This window comes from Actinomadura viridis, from assembly GCF_015751755.1.
Taxonomy (GTDB): Bacteria; Actinomycetota; Actinomycetes; order Streptosporangiales; family Streptosporangiaceae; genus Spirillospora; species Spirillospora viridis.
In genome coordinates this window covers 2,899,917-2,917,334 of record NZ_JADOUA010000001.1, presented here as the reverse complement: position 1 = coordinate 2,917,334, position 17,418 = coordinate 2,899,917, and the positions used below count along the sequence as shown (strand labels likewise).

Genomic DNA, 17,418 nt, shown 5'->3' with positions numbered 1-17,418 from the left:
GATTATGAGACGGAAGGCCGCACCGGCGCCCACATGACCACCCGCGGCCCCAGGTCGTGCAGCCCGGCCTGGACCTCGGCCTCCCAGTGGCCCCGCAGGCCCGGCCCCCACCGTTCCTCGGGCAGTTCCTCGAAACCGCGCGCCGCGTACCAGGGCCCGTTCCACGGGACGTCCCGGAACGTGAGCAGCGAGACCCCGGGCGACCCCGCCTCGGCGGCCCGCGCCAGCACCCCGGCGAGCAGCCGGCTCCCGATCCCCTTCCGCACCTGGTCGGCCCGGACGGCGATCTGCTCCAGGTGGGCGGCCCCGTCCACCTCCCGTACGGCGGCGAACCCCACCGGAGGGTCACCGGCCACGAGGATGTCGGCGCCCTCCTCGATCATCGTCTCGATCACCGTCGGCCCCGGCGGGAAGACGATCCCCAGCGGGGCGAACAATCCGTCGGCCGACTCCTCGATCCCCGGCAGCGACGGCAGGTCCGCCGCACGAGCGGTACGCGATCCGGCTTCCATGGGCGAGATCGTACGTCCCTCGGCGTCCCCGTCTCAGCCGCATTTCGCGGGCACGGGCTCCACGCCGTCCCCGGACCGGGCCGCGCGCCGGCGCCGGACCACCACGACCGCGACCACCGCGACGACCAGCAGGGCCGCCACGCCCCAGGCGGCGGTGCCGATGACCCGTTCCAACCGCGCAGCCGAGGCCCCGGCGAACGCGCCGAGCCCCACGTACACGCCGGCCCAGATGAGCGACCCGAGGAGCGAGGCGGGCAGGAAGCGGCCGTAGGGCAGCCGCGACGCCCCGGCCGCCGCCGGGGTGAGGGTGCGCACGACCGGGACGAGCCGGGTGAGGAACACCGCGGCCGCCCCGTGCCGGTTGAGCGCGGCCGTCGCCCGTTCCCAGTGCCGCTCCCCCAGCCTGCGCACCACCTTCGTCCGCCCCAGGCGCGAGCCGTACCGCCGCCCCACCAGGTAGCCGACATGGTCACCCGCCGTCACGCCCAGCCCCACCACGAGCAGCATCATCGCGAACCGGGCCGGTTCGGCGGCCGAGGCGCCCAGGACCAGTACCGCGGTCTCGCCCGGCACGATCGTGCCGACCCCGAGCCCGGACTCGGCGAACGCCAGCAGCCCCGCCACCAGCAGCAGGACGGCGAAGGGCAACTCCCCCACCGCCCGGACGCCGTCAATGATCCAGTCCACCCCGTGCCCCCGCCGTCCAGCCCCTCGCACCCGCCCCCGGCGCGGCTCCCACCAGGGCGAACGCACGGGTTCCGTGTCTCCAAGAACGCTAAGCGGCACGCGGCGGCCGGTCACCCTGCCACAGGGCCATCTCGTCTGGCCCCCAGGTGTGACCTCGTCGTCCCGGAAATCACCCGCAAGAAGGGGGCAGGGGTGTACGAAAGGCCCAGAAGGTGCAGATTCCTGCGATGGCACCCTCGCCCGGCCCCGACGCTATGCGGGGACGGCCGCTCCCGAAGGCGGCGGGCCGGGGAAGCGCATCCACACCACCGTGCGCGCGCCGTCCCGGCGGACGCCCCAGCCGAGGGCGAGCGCGTCGATCATCCACAGCCCGCGGCCGTTCTCCGCCAGCGGCTCGTCCCGCAGGAACGGCCCCGCCCCGCCGGCCCCGTCGTCGGCCACCTCGGCGATGATCTCCGCTCCGGCCGCGAGCAGGAGCAGCCCGACCTTCCCGCCCCGTCCCGAGCCGGTGTGCTCGACCGCGTTGGTGAACGCCTCGTTCACGCACGTCCGCACGTCGTCGAGCGACGGATGCCCGGGACCGAGGGCGCCCCGCACGAACGCCCGCGCCTGGACGGCGGCGCGCTCCGTACCGGGCAGGGTGAGCGAGGCGATCACGACCCGGCCACCGTTCACGGGGCTCCCCCGGCGGCGATCCGGCGCGCGGCCTCGTCCAGCCCTGACGCGTTCAGCTCCAGGCCCCGCCAGAGCAGCAGCCAGGTCTGCCCGCGTTCCACCGCGAGCACCGGATCCCGGCGCCGGTCGCGGCACCGCACGAACAGCACCGGCTCCGCCCTCTCCGGGAACACCAGCCAGCAGCCCAGCGAGACCGTCCACAGTCGCCACGCCAGTCCGGCCAGGAGCGCGTACCGCATCTCGCTGGGCGCCATCGCCTCCCCTTCCTCGATCCATGCCCGCAAGACTCATCGCACTCCGTGATCGAGACAACACCGCAGGGAGTGCCCGCGAGGTCCAGTCCTTGGATTTCAAGCGTCGCCGCCATCCATGCCAACTGACTCCACTCGGTGACAGGATGACTACATGTCGAAAGCCCCTCCCTCGACCGCTCGCCTACGCAAGATCGGCCGAACACTGCGGCGCATTCGCGTGGACGCGGGCTACACGCTCAAGACAGCCGGACGAATGATCGAACGATCGGGATCGTCGCTCAGTCTGATCGAGAAAGGAGAGCAACAACTACGGCTGCGGGACCTCAAGCACATCCTCGACGTGTACGAAGTCGAGCCGGTTACTCACCGTGCGCTGATGACGCTCGCCGCCCAACAGCAGCAGCACTGCGGGCTCGAGGAATTCAGGGAAACAGTGTCCAGGGAAGCCCTCGACATCGCGTCCCTGGAAAACTCGGCGAGCATGATCGCTCTCGCGGAGATCGGGGTGATTCCCGGCTTGATGCAAACCGAGAGCTACGCCCGCTCGGTCATCCGCGCCGGCCTGGTCGGCGAAGAGGCCACCAAAGCAGACGGCTACCTGGCATTCCGCCTGGCAAGGCAGCAGCGAACGCTACACCGCCCTGATGCACCGCGTCTTCGGATCATCGTGGACGAGGCCGCACTGAGACGCGTACGTGGAGGGCGGCGAGTGATGCACGACCAGCTCACGCATCTCCTCGAGAACTCTCATCGCGAGAACGTCACTCTCCAGGTTCTCCCTTTCGAGTGCGAGACCGACCCCACATACGTCGGCCCCTTCCAGATCCTGGAAATCGGCTGTCCGGCCATCCTCAGCGCTGTCCTCATAGATCACTTGACCGGGCGCTGGATTCTTGAAGAGGATTCGGATGTCACCTTTTACCTCTCAAAGTTCGCCCACATCAGCAAGACGGCGCTCAACGACGCCGATTCCCGAACGATGCTTCAACGAATACTCTCGGATCTATGAGTGAACTGACTCCCCCCAACGCACGGTGGCGGAAAAGCAGCCACAGCGGCAGCCTGTCTGGAGAGTGCGTGGAAGTGACCGGAGTGGGCAACTCGGTAGCCCTGCGGGACTCCAAAGACCCCAAGGGCCCCGTCATCACCCTCTCTCCCACCATGTGGCGCGCTCTAAGGGACGAACTGAAATCGCGCTGACCTGCCAGAGACACAAGCCACCAGCCCGCTGGGCGGCCCCTCTCAGCGGTTCCACCGCCCGGTCCAGCAGTTCCTCCGAGCGCGGAGAGGATCGGGCCCCGCGGCCATCGGTTGACTTGCGGCGAGTTGTCGTCCCGGACGCACCCCGACACAGCAACTCGCCGCAAGTCAACGTGTGCTCGTACCTTGTCGGGACGCCTATGGGGCCGGGGCGGACGGGGGCGATCTCCGGGCGCCCGGCGGCCGGCGGCCGGGTTCAGTGGTCTCGGAACTTCTCGGTGAGCGCCACCACCTTGTCGAGGTAGCGCAGCGCCTCGGCCTCCGGGGCGGCGGCGTCCCGGTAGAACGTGCAGTGCCGGATGCCGCCCTCGGCCAGCTTCGCGAGTTCGCGTTCGTCCAGCCGGGCCCCGATCAGGGTCACCGGAATCGGTCCCCGGCCCCGTTCGGCGGCCCTTTTCTGCAGCTCAGCCACCTGGTCCAGCAGTTCCTCAGGGGTGCCGAGGAGGTTGGGCGCCCAGCCGTCGCCGTATTCGAGGACCCGGTCGAAGACGGTGGGGCCGTTGCCGCCGACCAGGATCGGCAGGTGCGGCGACTGCACCGGCTTCGGCCAGGAGAAGATCGGGTCGAAGTCGACGAACTCGCCGTGGAACTCGGCCCTCTCGTTGGTCCAGATCTCCTTCACCGCGAGCATCCGCTCCCGCATCAGGGCCATGCGCGTCCTCGGGTCGGTGCCGTGGTTGCGCATCTCCTCCCGGATCCAGCCCGCGCCGACCCCGAGCTGGAAACGGCCTCCCGAGACCTGGTCCAGGGTGGCCGCCTGCTTGGCGAGCGTGATCGGGTCCCGCTGGACGGCCAGGGCGATCCCGGTGCCCACGATGAGCCGTTCGGTCACGGTCGCCGCGACGGCGAGCGTCACGAAGGGGTCGGCCGCCCGGTAGTAGTCACGCGGAGGGAGATCATCGTCGGGCAGGTTCGCGGCGCTCACCGGGATGTGGGTGTGCTCGGCCACGAAGAGCGAGTCGAGCCCCCGCTCCTCCAGAGCCCGGGCCAGTTCCGCCGGTCCGAGCCCTTCGTCGGTCATGAACGTGCTCACACCGAACTTCATCACGGCGCCTTCCGATAGCGGGTTTCTTGGTCGTACGCCCCGAGTCGGCCGGGGCGGGAACGAGCCTGACGCGCCTGACGGGGGCCGCCAAGAGCCCGGTTCGGCTTACGACCAGCGTTCCTACTACTGCCAGGGACAGGCTCGTCCGGGCTCGTATGCGTAGGACCCGAGATAATGAGCGACATGGGAACCGAGGAGGCGGCGGATCATGGCGGGCGGCCGTTCGACCCGCGGGCCGAGATCGGCGCGTTCCTGCGCGGCCGCCGGGCCCGCCTGAGGCCGGAGGACGTCGGGTTGGCGGCCTCCGGGCGGCACCGGCGGGTGCCAGGGCTGCGCCGGGAGGAACTGGCGCTGCTCTCCGGAGTGTCGGTCGCCTACCTCACCCGGCTCGAACAGGGCCGCGGCGCCAACGTGTCGGCCGAGGTCCTCGACTCCATCGGGCGTGCCCTGCGGCTGACGGACACCGAGCACGCCCACCTCACGCACCTGGTCAACTGCCAGCAGCACAACAAGCGCACGCCGCCGCGCCGCCGGGAGCGGGTGCGCACCACCCTGTGGGGGATGCTGGCCTCCATGGAGGTGCCCGCGTACGTGACGGGGCCGCGCTCGGACATCCTCGCCTGGAACCCGATGGCCGCCGCCCTCTTCGGCGGCCTGGACGGGCTGCCCTCCCACGAGCGCAACTGGGCGCGGCTGGCGTTCCTGGACTCCGGCCACCGCCGCCTGTTCCCGGACTGGGAGTCCCGGGCGGCCGACACCGTCGGCGCCCTCCGCCTGTACGCGGGCTGCCACCACGACGATCCGCGGCTGTCGGCGCTCGTGGGCGAGCTGTCGGTCAGGAGTGAGGAGTTCCGCCGCCTCTGGGCCAGGCACGACGTCAGGGAGAACAACCACGGCACCACGCGCCTGGACCATCCGCTGCTCGGTGGCCTCACCCTCTCCTTCGAGACGTTCCGGCTGCCCGACGACCACGAGCAGTCCCTGACCGTCCACCACGCCCCGCCCGGCTCCGAATCGGCGGAGAAGCTGCGGCTCCTGGCCGGCACGCCCGCGACCGCCGAGGAGATGCTCGTACGGAGTTTCTGAGGCGGCCCGCGTTCAGTCCGAGTTGCACCACACGAGGACGCCGGGGCCGTCCCCCGTACGGACGGGTATCCACGCCTCGTCCAGTTCCGCGAGGCGGCCGTCGTCGAGCCGGAGATGGCCGCGTTCCTCCCCGGCGTCGCCGGCGCCGCGCCCGGACGCCCAGAAGACGACGGCCTCGACCGCCGACCTCACGCGTTCCAGGACCTCCGGCTCCTTGCGCGGGTCGCCGGGCAGGCCGGCGCCGCGCAGGTCCCTTTCGAAGAGACGCCGCAGCTCCCGGAGGGCGTTGCGGCCGGTCGCCGGGTCCGAGGCGCCGACCGGCACGTAGTACCCCTCGACCGCGCCCTGCAGGCAGGCGGTCCCGCCGTACTGCTGGCAGTAGACGATCCCGGTCCCGGCGCGGACGACGACGCCGAACCAGCCGTCCTCCTCGATCGTCCCGTCCGCGTCCAGGAACACATAGCGCTTGCCGCCCACCACGCCATTGTCCATGTGGACGCGAGGTGGTCCGGGCGTACGAGCGGGGGATTGTCGCGCGCGTCACACGAACCCGGGGAACCGGCGTGGCATCTTCTACAGACGATCATGTCCACTGGAACGAGGAGACGCCATGGCCCCCACTCCCCTGGCACCCGGCGAGCCGACACGGCTGGGTGACTACTGGCTCGCGGGAAAACTGGGGGCGGGCGGGCAGGGGGCGGTGTACGAGGGGTACGGACCGGACGGCGCGCGCGTCGCCGTCAAGGCCCTGCACGGCGACTACTCGGCCCGGCATCGGGATCTTCTCATGCGCGAGGTCGAGGCGGTCCGGCGCGTCTCGCAGTTCTGCACGGCGCGGGTCCTGGCCTTCGACCTGGAGACCGCGCCCCCGTACATCGTCAGCGAGTACGTGGCGGGCCCGACGCTGCAGGAGGCGGTGGAGGAGGCCGGGGCGTACGGGCCCGACGAGCTGTACCGGCTCGCCGTCGGGATCGCGACGGCGCTGACCACCGTCCACCGGGCGGGCGTCGTCCACCGCGACCTCAAGCCCGCCAACGTCCTGCTCGGCCCGGACGGGCCGCGCGTCATCGACTTCGGCATCGCCCGCACCGAGGACATGTCGCAGAGCGCCACCGGCATCAAGGGCACGCCCCGGTACATGGCGCCGGAGGTGTTCCGGGGGCGGAGCCCGGGGCCCGCCGTCGACGTCTGGGCCTGGGGCGCGACCGTCCTGTACGCGGCGTCGGGGCGCGCGCCGTTCGACGGGGGGACGCTGCCCACGCTGATGCACGCCGTCCTGAACACCGAGCCGGACCTGTCGGCGGTGCCCGGCCGGCTGCGGCCGGTCGTCGCGGCGGCGCTGGCCAAGGAGCCCCAGGAGCGGCCGGACGCGCCGCGGCTGCTGATGGACCTGCTCGGCGGGGAACCGGACGCCGACCTGCTGGAGCAGGGTGAACGGGCCGCCTCCGCCGTCCGCGCGCCGAAGGCCGCCGCCACGCCGACGCTGGGGGAACGCGCCGAGGCGGTGTTCCAGGGCCTGGACCCGGCGGCGCGGCAGGCGGTGCCGCGGGTGCTGCTGCGGATGGTGTCGGCGGGCGACGACCTCCTGCGGCCGGCGGCGCGCGAGGAGTTCGGCGACGGGCACACGCCGGAGGGCGCGATCGACGCCGTGCTGTCGTCGTTCGGCGGTGCCGGGCTCCTCACCTGGGACGAGCGGCACTTCGCCCTCGCCACCCCGGCGCTGCTGCGCGCCTGGCCCCGGCTGCGCGACTGGGTGGACGCCGAACGGCCCGGCCTGGCCGTGCACCAGGAACTGGTCGCCGGCATCCGGCTGTGGGACGCGCACGGCCGCAAGACCGGCGACCTCTTCCAGGGCACCCGGCTGGAGCGCGCGCTGAGCTGGGCGGTCAGCGGGCGGCGCCATCTCACGGTCAACGCGATGGAGCAGGCGTTCCTGGACGCGGGACGCGCCGCCACCCGGCGCCGTTCCACCCTGCGCACGGTGGCGGCGGGCGTCCTGGCCGTGCTGCTGGTCGTGGCGGTCGGCGCGGGCGCGATCGTCTTCCAGCAGGGCCGTACCGTGGCCCGGCAACGGGACGAGGCGGAGGCGCGGCGGCTGGCGGCCGTGGCGCTGGCCACGCGCCGGAACGACCCCCGGACGGCGCGGCGGCTCGCGGTCGCCGCCGCCTCCCTGGCCGGCACCAAGGAGACGAGGGAGGCGCTCGTGGCGCTGCGCCACCAGTGGGAGAGCGATGTCTTCTCGCCACCGGGCGTGAGCGGGACGCGCCTGCGGCAGCCGTCGCCGGACGGCCGCGTCCTGGTCGCCGTGGACCCGCAGCCGGGCAACGAGGCCGCCGGGGGCGCGGTCACGGTCTGGGACATCGACGGCCGCACAAGGCTGCACGCGTTCTCCATCCCCGGGCCGCGGGTCCTGGACCTGCTCGTCACCGGCGACGCCCGCACCGTGATCACCTGGATGGACGACGGCACCGCCCGCCTCTGGGACACCGCGGCCGGGCGGGAACGCGGCCGCCTGACCATCGGGAAGCCCGGCGACAGCCGCACGGTGTTCGACGGGATCGACCTGAGCCCGTCGGGGAACCTCCTGTTCGCGGGCACCCGCGACGAGCGCACCGTCTGGGACCTGCGAACGCTCAAGCAGGTCCCGCTGAGCTGGGAGCGCGCCAAGGACGGCGTCGAGATCCTGTCGGCCACCGCCGACGACAACGTGATCGCCAGCGTGACCCCGCAGGGCGTGGTGCGCGTGGAGATGCCGGCGATCCGCACCCCGCTCCCGCTGCCCCGGCTCAACGCCAAGGTCAGGGGACGCTACGTGGGCGCCCAGAGGCTGAGCCCGGACGGCTCGCTGCTCGCGGTGCTGCACTCCCCCGCGACGGGGGGCGCCGCCCAGATCCTGGTCTGGAACGTCAAGACCGACGAGCAGTACACGATCCTGGGGTCCGCGGTCTCGCCATCGGCGGTGGCCTTCAGCCAGGACGGCCGCTTCCTCGCGCAGGGCAGGACCATGTGGCAGGTCACACGGGGAGGACCCACCCAGACGGTCGCCGCGGACCCCGTGCTCAGGTACTCGCAGGGCGGCGACTGCGCGCTGACCCGCTTCGTCGAGAACAGGACGCTGCGCTGCGTCGAACCGGCGACCGGCCAGGTGGCCTCGCTCGACGTGAGCACCTTCCTCCACTCGCACACCGTCGGGAGCGGCGGCCTGTTCCTGGAGGTGGCGCTGTCGGCGGACGCCTCCACCATGGCCTACCGCGAGGGCTCCCAGATCCGCTTCTGGGACGTCCGGCGGCAGCGCCCCCACACCCGCGGGTTCACCCTCTCCGCCCCGATCTCCTCCACCGGTGACAACAGCGCCCTCGCCCTGAGCCACGACGGCCGGAGACTGGCTGTCCGCAAGGACGACCGCACCGTCGCCGTCGCCGACGCCGGGAAGTTCACCGCCCTCGGCACGGTCCGGCTGCCGGGCCCCGGTGATCGGGTCCAGCGCATGGCGATCTCGCCGGACGGCAAGGGCCTGGCGCTGCTGGTGAGGCGCGGGACCGCCTTCGAACTGCAGTTCTGGGACCTGGCGACGTTCCGGCAGATCCGCGCCGTGCCCGCGGCCGGCGGCACGTTCGCCCAGACCCTCCTCTTCCGGCCCGACGGGAAGGCGGTGCTGTCCGACGGCGCGTCCGGGCTGACCGGGTACCCGTCCGGCAAGGTCCTCGCCCGCAACGGCGACCCCGCGTCCAGGCTCCCGCTCGCCCTCAGCCGCGACGGGCGCGCGGTCGTCGGCGCGGAGGGGGCGGAGGCCGACCAGAAGGTCCTCCTGGCGGACGGGCGGACGCTCCGTTCGAGGGGGCTGATCCTGCGCGGGCACAAGCGCTACGTCAGGGCCGCGGCGTTCTCACCGGACGGGACGCTGCTGGCCACCGGCGACGCGGGCGGCATGATCCGGCTGTGGGAGGTGGCGTCGGGCCGCTCCTACGCGGTGGCGCTGACCGGCCACCAGACGCGGATCCGCGCCCTGGCGTTCTCCGCCGACGGCGCGACCCTCCACAGCGTCGCCGACGGCGGAAGCGTCATCACCCACGAGCTCGCCCCCGCCGCGACCGCCGCGGCGCTGTGCCGGACCACCAAGGGCGGGCTGACCCGGGACGAGTGGAAGCGGCACCTGCCGGCGCTCGACTACCGCCCCACCTGCCCGGCCTCACGCTGAGCCACCGGTGAGCGGCGCGCGCCTCCCCGCCGGGCGCGCGGTCCCGCGGGCTAGCTGACGCCCGCCTCCTTCATCTCGCGGAGTTCGCGCTTGAGCTCCTTGATCTCGTCGCGGAGGCGGGCGGCCAGCTCGAACTGCAGGTCGGCGGCGGCCTGGTGCATCTGCTCGGTCATCTGCTCGATCAGGCCCTCCAGCTCCTCGCGGGGGCGCTCGCCGACCAGGTCGGCGGCGTGCCGGCCGGCCTCCCTGGCACGGGAGGCCAGGCCGGGCACGGGGGCCTTGCCGCGGCTCTGCTGGCGGCCGGCGCCGCCGATCAGGGTCTCGGTGTCGGCGTCCTCGCGGGCCAGCGAGTCGAGGATGTCGGCGATCCGCTTGCGCAGCGCCGTCGGCTCGATGCCGTGCTCGGTGTTGTAGGCGATCTGCTTGGCGCGGCGCCGGTTGGTCTCGTCGATCGCCCGTTCCATGGACGGGGTGATCCTGTCGGCATACATGTGGACCTGGCCGGAGACGTTGCGGGCCGCGCGGCCGATGGTCTGGATCAGCGAGGTGTCCGAGCGCAGGAAGCCCTCCTTGTCGGCGTCCAGGATCGCCACCAGCGACACCTCGGGCAGGTCGAGGCCCTCCCGCAGCAGGTTGATGCCGACCAGGACGTCGAACTCGCCGGCGCGCAGCTCGCGCAGCAGCTCGATGCGGCGCAGCGTGTCGACCTCGCTGTGCAGGTAGCGGACCTGGATGCCCAGCTCCAGCAGGTAGTCGGTGAGGTCCTCGGCCATCTTCTTGGTGAGGGTGGTCACCAGCACCCGCTCGTCACGCTCGGTGCGCAGCCGGATCTCGTGGATGAGGTCGTCGATCTGGCCCTTGGTGGACTTGACGACGATCTCCGGGTCGACCAGGCCGGTGGGACGGATGACCTGCTCGACGACGACGCCGCCCACCCGGTTCATCTCGTAGGAGCCCGGCGTCGCCGACAGGTAGACGGTCTGGCCGATCCGCTCCAGGAACTCCTCCCACTTGAGCGGCCGGTTGTCGATGGCCGACGGCAGCCGGAAGCCGTGCTCGACCAGCATCCGCTTGCGGGAGGCGTCGCCCTCGTACATCGCGCCGATCTGCGGGACGGTCTGGTGGGACTCGTCGATGACCAGCAGGAAGTCCTCGGGGAAGAAGTCCAGCAGGGTGTGGGGCGCCGACCCGGCCGGGCGCCCGTCGATGTGACGGGAGTAGTTCTCGATGCCGGAGCAGGTGCCGACCTGGCGCATCATCTCGATGTCGTAGGTGGTGCGCATCCGCAGCCGCTGGGCCTCCAGCAGCTTGCCCTGCCGCTCCATCGTCGCCAGGGTCTCCTCCAGCTCGGCCTCGATGTCGCGGATCGCGCGTTCCATCCGCTCGGGGCCCGCGACGTAATGGGAGGCCGGGAAGACGTACAGCTCCTCGTCCTCGGTGAGGACCTCCCCCGTGAGGGGGTGCAGCGTGGCCAGCTTCTCGATCTCGTCGCCGAACATCTCGATGCGGACGGCGAGCTCCTCGTACTGCGGGATGATCTCGACGGTGTCGCCGCGGACACGGAACGTGCCGCGGGTGAACGCCAGGTCGTTGCGGGCGTACTGCATGCCGACGAGCTGCCGCAGCAGGTCGTCGCGCTCGATCTCGTCGCCCACGCGCAGCCGGACCATGCGGTCGACGTACTCCTGCGGGGTGCCCAGGCCGTAGATGCAGGAGACCGACGCGACCACGACGGTGTCGCGGCGGGTGAGCAGCGAGTTGGTGGCCGAGTGCCGCAGCCGGTCCACCTCGTCGTTGATCGAGGAGTCCTTCTCGATGTAGGTGTCGGTCTGCGGGATGTACGCCTCGGGCTGGTAGTAGTCGTAGTACGAGACGAAGTACTCGACCGCGTTGTTGGGCATCATCTCGCGCAGCTCGTTGGCGAACTGGGCGGCCAGGGTCTTGTTGGGCTGCATCACCAGCACGGGACGCTGGAGCTTCTCCACCAGCCAGGCGACGGTGGCGGTCTTGCCGGTGCCGGTGGCGCCGAGCAGGACCGAGTCCTTCTCGCCCTGCGAGATCCGCGCGGCCAGCTCGGCGATCGCCTGCGGCTGGTCACCGGACGGCGTCATCTCCGTGACGACCTCGAACGGCGCCACCTTGCGTCGTAGATCGGTGATCGGCCGCATGCTCCGCCTCTTCCCCTGGACTCGCCTCGCTCACCCCACTGTATGCAGGGGGTGGGACAATCTCGGCCGCGCGCTTATTCCGCCGGCCGGGCCGGGCTCAGGACGCGGGGAGCGGGAGGCGCGCCCGGACCCGGAAGCCGCCCCGGCCGCAGGGCCCGGCGTCGAAGCTGCCGCCCAGCCCGGTGACCCGCTCGCGCAGCCCGAGCAGGCCGTTCCCGCCGCTGGGAAGGCCGTGCCGCGGGCCCGCGCGCGGCGGCTCGTTGCGGATCTCGACCTCGATCGCCTCGGGCGTCAGGGCCAGCTCGACCGCGGTGTCGGCGTCCCCGGCGTGCTTGTGCACGTTGGTCAGCGCCTCCTGCACCAGCCGGTACAGGGCGCGGCCGACGGCGGCGGGCATCGGCCGCTCCTCGCCCCGTACCAGGATCTCCACGCCGAGCCCGGCCGCGCTGGACTGGCCGATCAGCTCGCGGATCTCCGAGAGGGTGGGCGAGCTCTGCGGCAGCGCCTCCTCGCCCTGCCGGAGCACCCCGATGACCTGGCGGAGCTCCTCGAGGGCCTGCCGGCCCATGTCGCCGATGACCGTGGCGGTCTCGGCGGCGCGCGCCGGGTCGCGCAGGGCGACGGCCTTGAGCGCCCCGGCGTGGACGACCATCACGCTCACCCGGTTGGCGACGACGTCGTGCATCTCCCGTGCGATACGGGTGCGCTCCTCGCCGCGGGCGCGCTCGGCCAGGAGGTGCTGCTCGCGCTCCAGCCGTTCGGCCCGCTCCTGGAGGGAGGCGAACAGCTGCTTGCGGGCGCCCATGTAGAGGCCGAGCAGCACCGGCGGCGCGGTGAACGCGACACCGGTGACGGCCTGGATGAAGAACGGCTCGCTCGTCGCGGTCGGCCCGGGGAAGATCAGGAACGTGACGTACCCGGCGATCGCGATGGTCACCACCGTGCGCCGGGAGGCGGCGTAGGCGCCCAGCGAGTACAGCATGATCAGCACGGAGATGCCCCCGCCGCCGGTGGGCGGGCTGAAGACCAGGCTGAAGAGCGCCAGCTCGACCGGGTGGCGGCGGCGGAACACCAGGGCCAGGCCGAGGACGGCGCTGGCGGCGGACACCTCCCAGGGGGGCAGCCAGAACCTCTGGGTCGCCAGCAGCAGCCAGACGGCGTCGAAGGCGGCGACCGAGACGGCCAGGGAGATGTCGAGCGCGCGCGAGCGACGTGTCGGCCACATCGCCGACCACCAGCCCCGGACGGTCATGCCGATGAGCCTATAGCGCAGGCCGGCCCGGTCCCGCACCGGTGACCCGCCGCCAGGCGTGGCCGGGGCGGCCGGGGGCGGCTCAGAACGAGAAGGCGCAGTGCGCGACGGTGGCGTCGTCGTGCGGCTTGCTCCGCGGCCAGCGCCTGGCCTCGGGGTCGGTGCGCTCGGCCTCGCGGGTACGGGCGATCAGGGCCTCCGGCCCCTCCCGCCGGACCGTCCGCGCCAGTCCCTGCCAGTCGGTCAGGCCGAAGAGGTCGGCCGGCCGGGTCGCCCCGTCGGTCAGCAGGAAGGCGTCGCGCACCTCACGCAGCGGCACCGTCCCGGTGATCGCGTGCTCGGCCACCGCCGGGTCCGCGGCGGCGTAGTACGGCCCGCCGGTGATCTCGCGGACGCCGCCGGGCCCGTCCAGCAGCAGGGTGGAGTCGGCCAGCACGAGGTAGTCGACCAGGTCGCCGCGCACCCGCGCGGCGAGGACGGTCGCGGCGGGCGTGGTGGGACGGCGCAGGTCGCAGGTCGCCCGGTGCGACGCGGCCACGTCGGCGATCGCCCCGGCCAGGCGCGCCACCAGGGGACGCTCTCCGGGACGGTGAGCGCCCTCGGGAGGGCCGACGGGCGGCGCGGCCTGCGGCACCCCGCCCAGGCCGTCCACCAGCCTGGAGAGCAGCCTCATGCCCAGCGAGCGCGCGTACCACGCGGTGCCGTGCACGCATCCCAGATCGGTGCCCAGCGGCAGCCCGCAGCCGTCCAGGACGACGACGGCGCCCGGCGCGGCGGCGACGAAGTCCTCGTTCGGCCGCAGCGGGCTCCCCTGATCCGTGGCCCAAGACACCCGCATCGCGCTCCCCCTCGTTCACGCCGGTCACCCCGGCCCCCGCGGCCATCTTCCCCAAACCGGGCCCCGGACGGCCAATCGGACCAGCCGGCGTCCTCAAACGGTCACGGCGTCACGCCGGACCGGACGGTCCCGCGGACGGGATCAACCGGCGGTGGCGGCGGGGGCGCGGCGGACGAGGTCCTCCCACAGGGCGTCCACCCGGGCCTGGAGATCGTCCAGGGAACCCGAGTTGTCGATCACGTGGTCGGCGACGGCGCGGCGCTCCTCGCGGGCGGCCTGGGCGGCGATCCGGGCCCGCGCGTCCTCCTCGGTCATCCCGCGCCGGGAGGTGAGCCGGTCCAGCTGGACCTCGACCGGCACGTCCACGACCACGACCACGTCGTACATCCCGGCCAGGCCGTTCTCGGCCAGCAGCGGCACGTCGTACACCACGATCGCGCCGGCGGGGGCCGCGTCCATCAGCTCCTGCATCCGCTCCCCCACCAGCGGATGCACGATGGCGTTCAGGGCGGCCAGGCGGTCACGGTCGGCGAAGACGATCGAGCCGACCCTCTCCCGGTCCAGCCCGCCGCCGGGCAGCAGGACCCCCTCGCCGAACTCGGCCACCACCGCGGCCAGGCCGGGCGTCCCCGGCTCGACCACCTCGCGCGCGATCCGGTCGGCGTCGATGATCACCGCGCCGCGCGCGCGGAGCCGCGCCGAGACCTCGCTCTTGCCCGACCCGATGCCGCCGGTAAGTCCCACTTTCAGCACGGGCACCACAGTAGTGCGCTCAGTTCCCGGACGCGGGGGCGAGGGTCTTGCGCATGTGCACCAGCGTGAGATGGTCGGCGACCCGCTCGCGGTGGGTCTCGGCGTAACCGAGCCGCCGGCAGAGCCGCAGGTTGCCCTCGCTCAGATGGCCGGTGAACAGCACGCAGGCGTCGGCCCGCCCGGCCACCGCCTCCTCCAGGGCGCGCATCAGCCCGCTCCCGACGCCGCGGCCCCGCATGTCGGGCGCGACCACCAGCCGGGCGACCAGGCAGGTGCGGTCGCCGAAGCGGGCGCGGACGGCGCCGACCAGCCGCCCGCCCGCCACCGCCTTGAGCACCACGGCGTCGCCGCCGAGCATCGCGGCCACCTGCTCCCCCGACTCCACCAGCGGCGGGATGAACGGGTCGCCGTACAGCTGCGCCTCGGTCACGTACGCCGCCCGCTGCACGGTCAGGATCTCACCGGCGTCGCCGGGGCCCGCCGGCACGATCGAGACCGCCGCGCCGCTCACGCGGCCACCGCCCGGACGGTCACTGGCCGATCCGCACGGTCACCCCGACGGGGTAGTGGTCCGAGCCCGCCGTCCGCGGCACCTCGTAGTCGGCGAACAGCAGGTCGTCGGTCCCGAAGATCCAGTCGACCCGGCGGCCGTCGGCGGTGGTCGGCGAGGGGTCGCCGCCGAGCGCGGCGCTGCGCAGCTCGCCGCCCTCCAGCATCTGCGAGATCTCGCCGCTGGCGGGCTCGGCGTTGAAGTCGCCGCCGATGATCGTGCGGGGCGCGCCGCCCCAGGCCCGCAGCAGCGCCGCGATCTCCCTGGTCCGCTCGCCGGTCGCGTCGGCGCCGCCCTCCAGGTGCGTGGACCACACGTCCATGGTGCGCCCGCCCACCTTCAGCCGCGCCCACACGTACCCGCGGATCTGCGACCAGTCGCCCTTGGGCATCCGGCCCGTCCCCGACCGCTCCACCGGGAGGGAGGTGAGGATCGCGTTGCCGAACTGCCCGTCGGCGGCCGGCCCCCACAGCAGCTTCATCCCGAGCCGCCGCGACAGCCACACGCCCACGTCGGTGGTGCCCGACAGCAGGGAGCCGCGGCCCGCCTCCTGGAGCAGCACCACGTGGGCCCGCTGCGCCTCGATCGCGCGGGCGACGCCCTCGGGGTCGAGCCGCCCGTCCCGGTTCACGGCGTCGTGGATGTTGTAGCTCACCACCCGGATGCGCCCGCCGGCCGGAGCGGCGACGGCCTCACCGGACGGGCCCGCGACGGTGAAGACCAGGGTGCCGAGCAGCAGCACCAGCGCGGCGCCGCCCGCGGTGAGCGCCCGCAACGGCGCGCGCGCCGGCAGCGGGCCGCCCCGGGCCGCGGCGATCGCGGCCAGGGCGCCGAGCAGGATGCCCGCCAGGCCGGGCAGCGCGTTGTTCGGGAACGGCAGCGGCTCCAGCGCACTGACCTGGTACGACACCAGGATCAGGCCGATCAGCAGGCCGCCGGTGGCGGCGCCGACGTCGATCCGCTGGACCGGCCCGCCGACCCCGGCGCGGCGCAGCGGCGCCCGGCAGGCCACCGCCAGCAGCCACGCCGACAGCACGTGCCCGCCGATGACGACGGGGACGACCTCGATGCCGGCGACGGCGTAGGTCCCGGCGACCGCCCCCGCGCCCACGCCCAGCAGGGTGCCGCCGAGCACGCACACGCCGCCGGGCACCGCCCGCACGGCCAGGCCGGAGGCCAGGAACGCCAGCGCCAGGCCCTGGCCGATCACGATCACGATGTGCGCGGCGGTCAGCGACTGCCAGCCCGCCGAGGCCACGAACGCCGGGCTGGACAGCACCAGCACCTGCAGCGCCAGGAACGGCCCGAACGCGGCGGCCCCGAAGGCGTCCCGCCAGGAGATCCCCGGCGCCGCGACCGGCCCGGAGGACAGCTCGCGGTAGAGCGCGGCGGCCCCCAGCCCCACGAACAGCAGGCACGCCGCCCACGGGCCGGGCCCCGACCGCCAGGCGGCGTCCCAGGTGGCGAACGCCATCCGCACCGCGCTGTCGGCCGACAGGCCCGCGACCGTGGCGGTGGCGAACCCCACCCCCGACAGGCCGCGCGCGCCCTCGTACAGCGCGCCCACGGCGATCATGCCGACGGCGGTGCCGACGAACGCCAGCCACGTCTGCGGGGTGAGCACCTGGGCCAGCAGCCGTACGGCGAGCAGCCCGCCCACCCCGGCCAGCAGCAGGCCCCGCGGCCCGGCCGCGCGGCGGATCAGCGGGCCGGTGAACCCGGCGAGGTACACCGCCAGCACCACCAGGCCCGCGACGGCCGTGCCCGCGCGGTCGGCGAAGTGGTCGTACTGGGGCAGCGAGAAACGCAGGGTCTGTGCGAGCACCGCCACCGTGATCGCGATCAGCGCGAGCCGCGCCGGCCCCTGCGGGACGATCGAGGGCCCGGCCGGCTGTGCCGGCCCGCCGGTCTTGGTGCCTAGGTCTGTGCTGGCCAATTGAACGGATGCTCCCGGGAACGAGCGGAACGAGCGAGACGGTCCGGGCGGGCCGCACGGTCACCGCGGTCCGTCCGGCCCGGCGACCGGGCCGGACGCCGCGAGTCGTGCGACTCCCCATGATCGCGGGTGCCCGGCGGCGACCCGGACGCGGGGCGCCGCCGATCCCGCGATCCCGGACCGGCTCCAGGTGCCGAGCCTAGA

At 73.3% G+C, this 17,418-nt stretch carries 16 protein-coding genes; 4 read left to right on the top strand and 12 right to left on the bottom strand.

The features are described from left to right. Positions 1-2: 2 nt before the first annotated feature. The 4 genes from IW256_RS13070 to IW256_RS13055 all read right to left on the bottom strand — a co-directional run bounded on the left by IW256_RS13070 (position 3) and on the right by IW256_RS13055 (position 2,128). Positions 3-512 (bottom strand): GNAT family N-acetyltransferase, encoded by a 510-nt coding sequence (locus IW256_RS13070; RefSeq protein WP_197011216.1) that lies wholly within the window; start codon positions 510-512, stop codon positions 3-5. 33 nt (positions 513-545) lie between these two features. Then, the gene (locus tag IW256_RS13065) at positions 546-1,199 is read right to left on the bottom strand and encodes a DedA family protein (RefSeq protein WP_307828875.1); all 654 of its coding nucleotides are present in this window, start codon (positions 1,197-1,199) and stop codon (positions 546-548) included. A 252-nt stretch (positions 1,200-1,451) separates the two neighbouring features. Further along, the gene (locus IW256_RS13060) at positions 1,452-1,874 is read right to left on the bottom strand and encodes an ATP-binding protein (RefSeq protein WP_197011215.1); all 423 of its coding nucleotides are present in this window, start codon (positions 1,872-1,874) and stop codon (positions 1,452-1,454) included. Then, complete coding sequence (locus IW256_RS13055) at positions 1,871-2,128, bottom strand: hypothetical protein (RefSeq protein WP_197011214.1); 258 nt, start codon at positions 2,126-2,128, stop codon at positions 1,871-1,873. Before IW256_RS13055 ends, IW256_RS13060 begins: the two co-directional genes overlap by 4 nt. A gap of 151 nt (positions 2,129-2,279) precedes the next feature. Between IW256_RS13055 and IW256_RS13050 the strand changes: the two genes are divergently transcribed. After that, a complete protein-coding gene (locus IW256_RS13050) occupies positions 2,280-3,137 on the top strand; it encodes a helix-turn-helix domain-containing protein (protein WP_197011213.1) in 858 nt (285 codons plus the stop codon). Then, complete coding sequence (locus IW256_RS13045; RefSeq protein WP_197011212.1) at positions 3,134-3,328, top strand: DUF397 domain-containing protein; 195 nt, start codon at positions 3,134-3,136, stop codon at positions 3,326-3,328. The genes IW256_RS13050 and IW256_RS13045 overlap by 4 nt, the downstream gene beginning before the upstream one ends. Positions 3,329-3,584: 256 nt before the next feature. Here IW256_RS13045 and IW256_RS13040 read toward each other — a convergent pair whose 3' ends face one another. After that, the gene (locus IW256_RS13040; protein WP_197011211.1) at positions 3,585-4,433 is read right to left on the bottom strand and encodes an LLM class F420-dependent oxidoreductase; all 849 of its coding nucleotides are present in this window, start codon (positions 4,431-4,433) and stop codon (positions 3,585-3,587) included. A 183-nt stretch (positions 4,434-4,616) separates the two neighbouring features. On the opposite strand from IW256_RS13040, the gene IW256_RS13035 reads away from it, so the two are divergent. Then, on the top strand, positions 4,617-5,519 hold the full coding sequence (locus IW256_RS13035; protein WP_231403762.1) for a helix-turn-helix domain-containing protein: 903 nt from the start codon (positions 4,617-4,619) through the stop codon (positions 5,517-5,519). A gap of 12 nt (positions 5,520-5,531) precedes the next feature. Here IW256_RS13035 and IW256_RS13030 read toward each other — a convergent pair whose 3' ends face one another. Beyond that, complete coding sequence (locus tag IW256_RS13030) at positions 5,532-5,996, bottom strand: DUF6210 family protein (protein WP_197011209.1); 465 nt, start codon at positions 5,994-5,996, stop codon at positions 5,532-5,534. A 133-nt stretch (positions 5,997-6,129) separates the two neighbouring features. Between IW256_RS13030 and IW256_RS13025 the strand changes: the two genes are divergently transcribed. Beyond that, on the top strand, positions 6,130-9,717 hold the full coding sequence (locus tag IW256_RS13025; RefSeq protein ID WP_197011208.1) for a WD40 repeat domain-containing serine/threonine protein kinase: 3,588 nt from the start codon (positions 6,130-6,132) through the stop codon (positions 9,715-9,717). 50 nt (positions 9,718-9,767) lie between these two features. Here IW256_RS13025 and uvrB read toward each other — a convergent pair whose 3' ends face one another. From uvrB to IW256_RS12995, 6 genes are all read right to left on the bottom strand, one after another. After that, positions 9,768-11,885 carry an excinuclease ABC subunit UvrB gene (uvrB, locus tag IW256_RS13020; protein WP_197011207.1) on the bottom strand — a complete coding sequence of 706 codons (2,118 nt, stop codon included), beginning with the start codon at positions 11,883-11,885 and terminating at the stop codon, positions 9,768-9,770. A gap of 97 nt (positions 11,886-11,982) precedes the next feature. Next, entirely contained in the window at positions 11,983-13,137 is a 1,155-nt protein-coding gene (locus IW256_RS13015) for a sensor histidine kinase (protein WP_197011206.1), read from the bottom strand. 82 nt (positions 13,138-13,219) lie between these two features. Next, the gene (locus tag IW256_RS13010) at positions 13,220-13,975 is read right to left on the bottom strand and encodes a hypothetical protein (RefSeq protein ID WP_197011205.1); all 756 of its coding nucleotides are present in this window, start codon (positions 13,973-13,975) and stop codon (positions 13,220-13,222) included. Positions 13,976-14,116: 141 nt separating this feature from the next. Further along, a complete protein-coding gene (gene coaE, locus IW256_RS13005; RefSeq protein WP_197011204.1) occupies positions 14,117-14,728 on the bottom strand; it encodes a dephospho-CoA kinase in 612 nt (203 codons plus the stop codon). 19 nt (positions 14,729-14,747) lie between these two features. Next, positions 14,748-15,239, bottom strand: coding sequence for a GNAT family N-acetyltransferase (locus IW256_RS13000; protein ID WP_197011203.1), 492 nt, complete (start codon positions 15,237-15,239; stop codon positions 14,748-14,750). Positions 15,240-15,258: 19 nt separating this feature from the next. Next, on the bottom strand, positions 15,259-17,214 hold the full coding sequence (locus tag IW256_RS12995; protein ID WP_197011202.1) for an endonuclease/exonuclease/phosphatase family protein: 1,956 nt from the start codon (positions 17,212-17,214) through the stop codon (positions 15,259-15,261). Positions 17,215-17,418 lie beyond the last annotated feature (204 nt).